Here is an 8,077-nt window from a genome sequence, read left to right as displayed (position 1 = left end):
AGCTATAGAAGAGCGAACAGACCGACTAGCGACTTGCTATTCATTGCGAGACTTTTTTATCCGCAAGAGCCTTAGCGATCGGTTCGCTAAAATTCGAGAACAACAAATGGTTTAGGATTGATATATAAATATTTTAATTTTTGTAATTTATAATAAGCAGCTTGTCCTATGATCGCAACTAGCGAAATCTCGCCCATAGCCACTCTGTCGATGCAAATTAGCGCGGTATTGGTCTGGCTCGGCTTAGTATTTCTGGCTTCAAATATCTTGCACCGCTTCAAACAAGATCCAGAGTTAGTTCGCAAAGTTGTCCATATTGGCACGGGTAATGTCTTACCGATCGCTTGGTGGCTGCATTTTCCCACATGGTTATGCGTGAGTGCGGGAGTGACCTTTAGCGCGATCGCTCTAGCCTCTCACTACATCAGTGTTTTGCCTATGCTCAACGATGTGGGACGCAAAACCTACGGGATATTTTACTACGCTCTCAGTATTACGATTTTAGTAGCGCTACTGTGGGATAGATTTCCTGAATATGCGGTAGTCGGTGTGATGGTGATGTCTTGGGGCGATGGCATGGCAGCACTCATTGGCAAACGCTTTGGCAAACATACTTTTGTCCATATGGGCAATAAGCGCAGTCTGGAAGGCTCCTTCGCGATGTTTGTCACCAGCTCGATTGTGATGGTGATTATTTTGGTGCTAGCTAAGGGCTTTCGCCTTCGCGATCTTGGGGTTGTCATTCCTGTAGCGGCGATCGCCGCCATTCTCGAAGCCTTTTCTCCAGGGGGAACTGATAATATTTCCGTTCCCCTTTCTTCTGCTTTTTTGAGCTATCTGCTGGAATCAACACTCTAAATTTATACCGAAGGGTTTTCCAAGCCGAAAATGGCTACGCCATTTTTAGCTTGGAAAACCCTAAAACCTATGGCGCACGCTGCGCCGCAGGTTTTAGGGTTTTATATCTAATTGCACCTAGCTATTTAATACCAATTCCCAAAATGGCGTTGCCATTTTGGGAATCTTAAAACCCAGTAATACCAAAGCTCAAAATGGCTACGCCATTTTGAGCTTTGGTATTACTGGGTTTGGGTTTCAAGTCACCAAAGTGTTGTCACACTTTCGTGACTTGGTATAAGGTTTTGAAAAACTAAAAATGGCAACGCCATTTTTAGTTTTGGTATTACTTATGAATGGAGATAGCGATAGTAATACCAGAGGAGATGGGCAACAACGCCACGGTAAGGAGTTAGAGGAGTAACTAAAGCGATCAGTTCCTTTGCCGTCGGTCGAATGCTGAGGTTCTTTAATTTTTGATAGGCGACTTGGAGCGCTAGATCGTTGGCTGGCAGGATGTCTAGGCGCTGAAGGCAGAATAGTAAAAATATCTCTACCGTCCATTTGCCGATGCCTTTAATCTGGAGGAGTTGGGTGGCGATCGCTTCATCTGGCAGTTTGGCAAAAGATTCTAGATCGATCTTTCCTTCCAGAATTGCCATTGCTAGGGCTTGGCAGCAAGCAACCTTGGCACGGCTTAACCCGACTTTTCGTAATTCCTCTTCGGCACAGGTGGCAATAGGTGAGGGCAAAATCTCTAATGACTCGCTGAGTCGCAAAAAGATAGCATCGGCAGCTTTGGTGGAGAGCTGTTGTCCGACGATGATGCGAACGAGGGAGGCAAAGGTGGGTTCGTAACTTCTTATTTCTAAGCTGCCAGCGATGGTTTCGATCTGCTGAAAATCGGGATCGAGTAGATAGAGTTGGGCGATCGCCTTGCGGAAATCTCGATTGGGTTTGGTTAGTTCCACTGTTTTTCCAGTTCCAATAGTGCTTGCTTTCGGGCGACTCCCCATCGATAGCCACTGAGCGAACCGTTACTCCCCACGACGCGGTGGCAGGGAATGGCGATCGCTATTTTATTCGCTGCACAAGCCGAAGCAACGGCGCGAACTGCCTTGGGTTTCCCCATCTGGTTGGCAACCTGCTGATAACTGAGGGTGCTGCCTAGGGGAATAGACTGTAATACTTGCCATACCTGTTGTTGAAAGGCTGTACCCTGAATGTCTAAGGGCAAATTTATGCTGCGCTGTGGCATGGCGATCGCTGCTACGACATCGGCTACCCATGCTTGGAAGGTGAGATTATCGTTACAAAATTGGGCTTGGGGAAACTGCCGATGGATTTCGCTAAACAGTTCATCGGGGTTATCGCCGAGGGCGATCGCACAAACTCCTAGTTCGGTTGCGGCAACTATGACCCATCCTAACTTGGTATTTTCTATCGCCAAGCGGATTTCCTGATTTTGCGCTCCTTGTTTGTATTCCTTGGGTTTCATTCCTAATATATGGGGGGCTTCAGTATAAAAGCTACTGCTAGATTCATAACCTACTGCATAGAGGGTATTGGTAATCGAACAATCTTGGGGTAGGCGATCGCGTAAACGTTTTGCGCGATCGCCTTTGGCATAGTCTTTAGGCGTGACTCCGACAATCTGCTTGAATACCCGTTGAAAATGATAGGGGCTTAAGCCTGCCATCTGCGCCAATTCATTTAAAGAGAGCATTTCCGCAGAGGCTTCGATGGTTTTGCAGATCTTGGCGATTAGTTGCTCGCGTTCTGTTTGTGGCGAGTCGGTATGAGGCTGACAGCGTTTGCAGGGGCGAAAGCCTGCGGCTTCAGCTTCGTTAGTGGTGGCGAAAAACTGGATGTTGTTGGGTTTTGGTATGCGGGATTTGCATTGTGGTCGGCAATAGATACCTGTCGTTTTCACGGCATAAAAGTTGGCTCCTTCTGCTGGCGGATTGCTGGCAATTATTGCCTCCCATCGTCGATCGCTAGCAGTAAATTGCGTCATGGCGAAATACCTCGTAACTACTTCGTGACTACTTTGATATCCTGATATCCTATGTCACCAGACTTGAGGGTGAATATCTAATTCTTGCGATCTAATTCTTGTCTAAGCTAAAGAGAGCGTATGCCCGCTACGCGGGCATACGCTCTCTTTAGCTACTTAATTTGCTGAGGGCGAGCCGAGAATGGCGCGAACCAGTACGGCGAAGGCGAGGATAATCCCAACGGTAGGATTATTAATAATTGCGGGGATGTTGTCGGTGGTTGTTGGCGATGGCGTGGAGGCGATCGCTTGAGTCGTGACTTGCTTTTGAGCTTGTGGCTGAATTTGTGGCTGAGTTTGGGTTTGAGTTTGGACTGGCATAATTTTTTGCTCTGAATTAAACTATGCAATCACTATGAAATATGGCTGCTTGACTGACTTTGCGTGATTTGCGTGACTTGCGTGTTTTGGTGGCTTCGTTGACGGGCTTCGACACTTCGACAAGCTCAGTGCATCGCTTCGCTCAGCCCTCGATCGCTCCGTTGGGTGAGCGGAGCCGAACCCAGATTTTGCGTGACTTTAAAAAATGCCAAAATAGTTTTTAGATGGTTGAGGTTTAGCAATGTCAAGATCGCTACGGGCTTCTGAGGCGGGTATCAAGCAGATTAAATTGGCGATGAAACAGGGTGGTTTCACGCAAAAAGCGCTTGCTGAGGCTCTGGGAATTTCGCGATCAACGATTACGGTTTTATTTAGGGGAGAGGCGATCGCGCGATCAAATTTTGAGGAGTTGTGCAAATTTTTAGAACTGGATTGGCGCGATATAAGGGGTGAAGAAACGGGAAAGCCTTTAATGATAGCTGAGGCAAATGATGAGATGGCAACTGTTAAACAGTTGGGAGCCGATCGCCTGACTGCTGGCGGTGATATTACCGTAACGATCAATCAAATAGTTGGTAATTCGGATAAATCGGCTGAAGCCAAAGATATACCGAAGTTGAGTATTGAGGATTTGGTGAAATTGGCGCGGGAGAGATGCGCGGATGATATTCGTGATCGCTGTGGGACGATGCGGGTGTTGGATATGACGCAACCTGTCGATTTGGATCGGATTTATACCGATGTGAATATCATTAAGGATGTGATTGGGCGGCGGCGGATTGGTTATGACGAAGTGATGGAGGTATATACCCGTGAGCATTTCGATCGCTTTTTAGTGGGGACGATTCAAAAACGGGTGAAGGGAATTAAGGCGGTAGATAAAATTCAAAAGCTGGTGGTGTTGGGTAAACCAGGGGCAGGGAAAACCACGTTTATGAAATATTTGGCGATGTCTTGCCTTGCGGGTAGGTTTCATGGGGAACTTGTGCCGATTTTTGTGACGCTGAAGGCTTATGCGGAGGAGAGGGGACAGCCATCGCTAGAGAATTATATTTTGACGGAATTTGCTAAGCGTAAGGTATCGCAGGATGAGGCAAAACAGTTGCTAGATAGCGGTAAAGCGTTAATCCTGTTGGATGGATTGGATGAGGTGAAGAAGGAAGATGATGATCGTGTTAAGCAGGATATTGATCGCTTATCGAGGGATTGGCTAAAAAATCGATTTGCGATTACCTGTCGAATTGCAGCAAGGGAATATCAGTTTGAGAAGTTTACGGAAGTCGAGGTTGCAGATTTTGATGATGGGCAGATTGAAACCTTTGTGAATAATTGGTTTCGGGAAAGGGACGAGTCAAAGGCAGCACGGCTGTTAGAGAGGTTAGAAGATAACGAACCTGTCAAGGAATTGGCAAAAAATCCTTTGTTACTGACGCTTTTATGTTTGGTATTTGGAGAGCGTAACGACTTCCCACCGAAGCGATCGGAACTGTATAAGGAAGGTTTGGAAGTATTGATGAAAAAGTGGGATGCGAAGCGGAATATTGAACGGGAGATGATTTATAAGCATCTGTCACCACAGAATAAGGAGGATATGCTGGGACAGATTGCCTTTAATACCTTTGAGAAGGGTGAATATTTCTTTCGGCAAGAGGATTTGCAACGCCAGATTAAGGACTATATCTGCAATCTCCCTGAAGCATCCGCCGATTCTGATGCGTTGCGGCTGGATAGTGAGGTGGTGCTAAAGGCGATCGAGCATCATCATGGTTTGTTAGTGGAAAGGGCAAGAAATATTTATTCTTTTTCCCATTTGACTTTTCAGGAATATTTTGCGGCGCGAGAAATTGAGAGAGAAAGACATTTTGAAAGATTAATCGAGAATATTTCTAATCCTAGATGGAAGGAGATGTTTTATCTGACTGCGGAAATGTTGAGGCGATCGGATGATTTTTTGAAATTAATGAAGGCTCGCATTGATGGAATATGTGCCCATGATGAGAAGTTGCAAGCGTTTCTAGAATGGGTAAATCAGAAGACAAATTCTGTGGAGTTTAGCTATAAAACTGTGGCGGTTAGAGCCTTTTACGCATACGTTGAAGCCCTCGCCCTCGACCGCGACCTCGCCCTCGACCTCGACCTCGACCTCGCCCTCGACCTCGACCTCGACCTCGACCTCGACCTCGACCGCGCCTTCGACCGCGACCGCGCCCTCGCCCGCGACCTCGCCCTCGCCCGCGCCCTCGCCCTCGTCTCCGATCTTGGTGATGATGTATTGCGACAAGCGCTGCAAGCGCTTAAGTCTAAGATACCTATCAACCGAGAGAATATCTCTGATTGGTGGGAAAATCATGGAGAAGAATGGAGTAGAGAACTTCAACAAGTTTGCATCGATCGCCGCAATATCGGTCATGATTGGCAATTTACCAAAGAGCAAGTAGAACTTCTCAATCAATATTACGCAGCCAATCTACTCCTTGTCGAGTGCATGAACCGCAGCTACGTCAGCAAACAAGTCCGCGAAGAAATCGAATCAACGATGCTCTTGCCAAGTAAAAAGTAGAAAGGCAAAAGGAAAAAGATTATTTATTTCCCCCTTACTACAAGACTCGCTATAATCAACCTACAGTAAAGAATTAGGTATATGAACAAATTTACTTTACCCGTAATCATAGAAAAAGATGAGGATGGATACTTTGCCTCTTGTCCTTCTCTTCAGGGTTGCTACACACAGGGCGATACCTACGAAGAAATTTTAGAAAATATTAAAGATGCAATTTCCCTCCACATTGAAGATCGGCTATTGAGTGGTGAAGAATTACCCAAGATTGGACAGATTAGCCTTACATCAGTGGAGGTGACTGCTTGAGTCCTCGTTTACCTAGAGTCAATGCTAACGAAGTCATTCGTGTGTTAGAAAAAATTGGATTTGTCCTTACCCGACAAAGTGGAAGCCATAAAATATATAAAAATGATGAAGGTCGCAGGGCAACTGTTGCCTATCACGGTTCGACAATTCTCAAACCTAAGACATTGAAGAGCATCCTGAATGACGCTAATTTGACAGTTGAAGAGTTTGTAGATTTACTGAATGATTAATTCCCATTTAAAATGTATCTAAAATCGTTTTCAAAGTTACCTTATAGTTAGTGGACAAATTGCGATCGCCATCACCACAGCCGATAAAACCACTTTGCTTTAATAGGAAAGCAGGATCGCGCTTCTGCTCTTGAAGATATTGATAATAAAAAGCGATCGCGTGTTTAATAGTCTCTATCTCACTTTCCTTAGTTTGTTGCTGGATATAGGCTAACTTAGCAGTATGTTCATCATCAAGAACAGCATTAATTTGAGCAGCCATAATTTAATTTCCTTTTTCCTTTTTAGTAGACTTCGTCATGAGAGCCAATATTAATCAATAGAATGGCTTCAACACCATTTTCATGATTTTGGACAAACTGAAACAATATCCGATAGCTATAATCAACAGAACAAGACCATACATCCGATAAATCTCCCATCAACTTATGAGTCCTCAAACTTGGATGAAATGGTTCCTCAGCTAATTGCAGTAAAGTCTTTTCAAGCAAAGGACGCAGTTGAGGATTTTTGCGAACTAGCCGTTTAAAAGCTCTGATTGATTTAGGAGTCCAACCAATTTCTCTCAACTATCCAACTCCGCTAAGAAATCACTAACAGAACCAAACTTAACCTTCCCTTCCAAGTACTCCTGCTGAACCTCTTTGACCTCTTGGATTACTTGCTGACTTTGGCGTTGTTTCAAACGATTACTTAAAATGTTAAGAAGCACAACTTGATCTTGCAAAGATAAAGCCTCTACTGCATCGATCGCCTTTTGGAATGAAGGAGTTTCTAATACCTGATTTACAGTACTTTGCATAAAGAGTAACCTAACAACCTATTTGATTATAATCAATATTTCTCAGTTATTTCTCAGTGGACAAATTGCGATCGCCATCACCACAACCGATAAAACCACTTTGCTTTAACAGGGAAACAGGATCGCGCCTTTGCTTTTGGAGATATTGATCATAAAAAGCGATCGCTTTACTAATTCCAGATGATCGATATAGGCGATCGCGCTAAAATAATGGCATCGGCAACATAAAATCTTGCAAGGGAGACGATTATATGCCATTAAAAGAACTCTTAAACGAAGCTAAAAATTTAGACCTTCAAGAGCAAATTCAACTGGCTACACAATTATTGCAATGGGTAGAAATAAAAATCAATCAAAAGCCTCAAGACTCCTCATCCAAACGCTTACGCCAAGCAGGACTAGGTTTAGGATCTTGTATATTTACGGCTGACTTTGACGATCCATTACCCGATGAATTCTGGCTTGGAGAAACATGAAATTATTGTTAGATACCCACACTTTTATGTGGTGGCATAGCGAGCCAGAATATATTCCTAAAAATACCATGACCTTACTTCAAGATCCTCACAATGAGGTAATTCTTAGCGTGGTAAGTCTATGGGAAATACAAATCAAAATTCAATTAGGCAAACTTACTCTTAGAGACGATCTAGAACTCATGCTAAAGATTCAGCAGGAGCAAAATAATATCAGCCTAATATCTGTAACACTTCCTCATATTTTAGAATTAAAAACTTTACCATTACACCATAAAGATCCCTTTGATAGAATTCTCATAGCTCAGTCTAAAGTTGAAAATGCAACTTTAATTAGCCGCGACTCAGTTTTTAAAAATTATGAATGTTCGTTGATTTGGTGATGATTATTTACAGGAAAGCAGGATCGCGCCTTTGCTTTTGAAGATATTGATCATAAAAAGCGATCGCCTGTTTAATAGTCACTAAGTTTAAGAAACCATTTAAGAA

The 8,077-nt window shown here is 43.9% G+C and carries 13 protein-coding genes; 6 read left to right on the top strand and 7 right to left on the bottom strand.

The features are described 5' to 3' along the window. Window positions 1–168: 168 nt before the first annotated feature. On the top strand, window positions 169–858 hold the full coding sequence (locus AC805_RS16510; RefSeq protein WP_055076430.1) for a diacylglycerol/polyprenol kinase family protein: 690 nt from the start codon (window positions 169–171) through the stop codon (window positions 856–858). Between the two features lie 329 nt (window positions 859–1,187). Here the strand turns inward: AC805_RS16510 and AC805_RS16505 are convergent, their stop codons facing one another. The 3 genes from AC805_RS16505 to AC805_RS16495 form a co-directional block, all read right to left on the bottom strand. Further along, on the bottom strand, window positions 1,188–1,808 hold the full coding sequence (locus tag AC805_RS16505; protein ID WP_055076429.1) for a DNA-3-methyladenine glycosylase: 621 nt from the start codon (window positions 1,806–1,808) through the stop codon (window positions 1,188–1,190). Then, window positions 1,799–2,854 carry a bifunctional DNA-binding transcriptional regulator/O6-methylguanine-DNA methyltransferase Ada gene (gene ada / locus AC805_RS16500; protein WP_055076428.1) on the bottom strand — a complete coding sequence of 352 codons (1,056 nt, stop codon included), beginning with the start codon at window positions 2,852–2,854 and terminating at the stop codon, window positions 1,799–1,801. Before ada ends, AC805_RS16505 begins: the two co-directional genes overlap by 10 nt. Before the next feature lie 156 nt (window positions 2,855–3,010). Next, window positions 3,011–3,214 carry a hypothetical protein gene (locus tag AC805_RS16495; protein ID WP_055076427.1) on the bottom strand — a complete coding sequence of 68 codons (204 nt, stop codon included), beginning with the start codon at window positions 3,212–3,214 and terminating at the stop codon, window positions 3,011–3,013. A 241-nt stretch (window positions 3,215–3,455) separates the two neighbouring features. On the opposite strand from AC805_RS16495, the gene AC805_RS16490 reads away from it, so the two are divergent. From AC805_RS16490 to AC805_RS16480, 3 genes are all read left to right on the top strand, one after another. After that, window positions 3,456–5,774, top strand: a complete 2,319-nt coding sequence (locus AC805_RS16490; RefSeq protein ID WP_072143650.1) for an NACHT domain-containing NTPase — start codon at window positions 3,456–3,458, stop codon at window positions 5,772–5,774. 81 nt (window positions 5,775–5,855) lie between these two features. Then, the gene (locus tag AC805_RS16485) at window positions 5,856–6,080 is read left to right on the top strand and encodes a type II toxin-antitoxin system HicB family antitoxin (RefSeq protein WP_055076426.1); all 225 of its coding nucleotides are present in this window, start codon (window positions 5,856–5,858) and stop codon (window positions 6,078–6,080) included. After that, window positions 6,077–6,310 (top strand): type II toxin-antitoxin system HicA family toxin, encoded by a 234-nt coding sequence (locus AC805_RS16480; protein WP_055076425.1) that lies wholly within the window; start codon window positions 6,077–6,079, stop codon window positions 6,308–6,310. The genes AC805_RS16485 and AC805_RS16480 overlap by 4 nt, the downstream gene beginning before the upstream one ends. 7 nt (window positions 6,311–6,317) lie before the next feature. On the opposite strand, the gene AC805_RS16475 is transcribed toward AC805_RS16480, so the two are convergent. From AC805_RS16475 to AC805_RS25690, 4 genes are all read right to left on the bottom strand, one after another. Next, window positions 6,318–6,572 carry a hypothetical protein gene (locus AC805_RS16475; RefSeq protein ID WP_055076424.1) on the bottom strand — a complete coding sequence of 85 codons (255 nt, stop codon included), beginning with the start codon at window positions 6,570–6,572 and terminating at the stop codon, window positions 6,318–6,320. Window positions 6,573–6,594: 22 nt separating this feature from the next. Next, window positions 6,595–6,879: a type II toxin-antitoxin system mRNA interferase toxin, RelE/StbE family gene (locus AC805_RS16470; protein WP_055076423.1), complete on the bottom strand. Its 285-nt coding sequence runs from the start codon at window positions 6,877–6,879 to the stop codon at window positions 6,595–6,597. Next, complete coding sequence (locus AC805_RS16465) at window positions 6,876–7,112, bottom strand: hypothetical protein (protein ID WP_055076422.1); 237 nt, start codon at window positions 7,110–7,112, stop codon at window positions 6,876–6,878. The genes AC805_RS16470 and AC805_RS16465 overlap by 4 nt, the downstream gene beginning before the upstream one ends. Window positions 7,113–7,217: 105 nt before the next feature. Then, on the bottom strand, window positions 7,218–7,370 hold the full coding sequence (locus AC805_RS25690; protein ID WP_156341431.1) for a hypothetical protein: 153 nt from the start codon (window positions 7,368–7,370) through the stop codon (window positions 7,218–7,220). Here AC805_RS25690 and AC805_RS16460 point away from each other — a divergent pair. Together AC805_RS16460 and AC805_RS16455 are read left to right on the top strand one after the other, a co-directional pair. Next, on the top strand, window positions 7,364–7,588 hold the full coding sequence (locus AC805_RS16460; protein ID WP_055076421.1) for a hypothetical protein: 225 nt from the start codon (window positions 7,364–7,366) through the stop codon (window positions 7,586–7,588). The two genes, AC805_RS25690 and AC805_RS16460, sit on opposite strands and share 7 nt — an antisense overlap. Further along, the gene (locus tag AC805_RS16455; protein WP_055076420.1) at window positions 7,585–7,971 is read left to right on the top strand and encodes a type II toxin-antitoxin system VapC family toxin; all 387 of its coding nucleotides are present in this window, start codon (window positions 7,585–7,587) and stop codon (window positions 7,969–7,971) included. The genes AC805_RS16460 and AC805_RS16455 overlap by 4 nt, the downstream gene beginning before the upstream one ends. Window positions 7,972–8,077 lie beyond the last annotated feature (106 nt).

The organism is Pseudanabaena sp. 'Roaring Creek', assembly GCF_001402795.1.
GTDB lineage: Bacteria > Cyanobacteriota > Cyanobacteriia > Pseudanabaenales > Pseudanabaenaceae > Pseudanabaena.
The sequence above is the reverse complement of the archived record's forward strand: the minus strand, read 5'-3'. Positions and strand labels throughout refer to the sequence as shown.

Bases quoted from the DNA above. Each gene is read 5' to 3' on its own strand.
- AC805_RS16510 (WP_055076430.1), top strand. From the start codon at position 169: ATGATCGCAACTAGCGAAATCTCGCCCATAGCCACTCTGTCGATGCAA.
- ada (WP_055076428.1), bottom strand. From the start codon at position 2,854: ATGACGCAATTTACTGCTAGCGATCGACGATGGGAGGCAATAATTGCC.
- AC805_RS16495 (WP_055076427.1), bottom strand. From the start codon at position 3,214: ATGCCAGTCCAAACTCAAACCCAAACTCAGCCACAAATTCAGCCACAA.
- AC805_RS16490 (WP_072143650.1), top strand. From the start codon at position 3,456: ATGTCAAGATCGCTACGGGCTTCTGAGGCGGGTATCAAGCAGATTAAA.
- AC805_RS16485 (WP_055076426.1), top strand. From the start codon at position 5,856: ATGAACAAATTTACTTTACCCGTAATCATAGAAAAAGATGAGGATGGA.
- AC805_RS16475 (WP_055076424.1), bottom strand. From the start codon at position 6,572: ATGGCTGCTCAAATTAATGCTGTTCTTGATGATGAACATACTGCTAAG.
- AC805_RS16465 (WP_055076422.1), bottom strand. From the start codon at position 7,112: ATGCAAAGTACTGTAAATCAGGTATTAGAAACTCCTTCATTCCAAAAG.
- AC805_RS16460 (WP_055076421.1), top strand. From the start codon at position 7,364: ATGCCATTAAAAGAACTCTTAAACGAAGCTAAAAATTTAGACCTTCAA.
- AC805_RS25690 (WP_156341431.1), bottom strand. From the start codon at position 7,370: ATGGCATATAATCGTCTCCCTTGCAAGATTTTATGTTGCCGATGCCAT.
- AC805_RS16455 (WP_055076420.1), top strand. From the start codon at position 7,585: ATGAAATTATTGTTAGATACCCACACTTTTATGTGGTGGCATAGCGAG.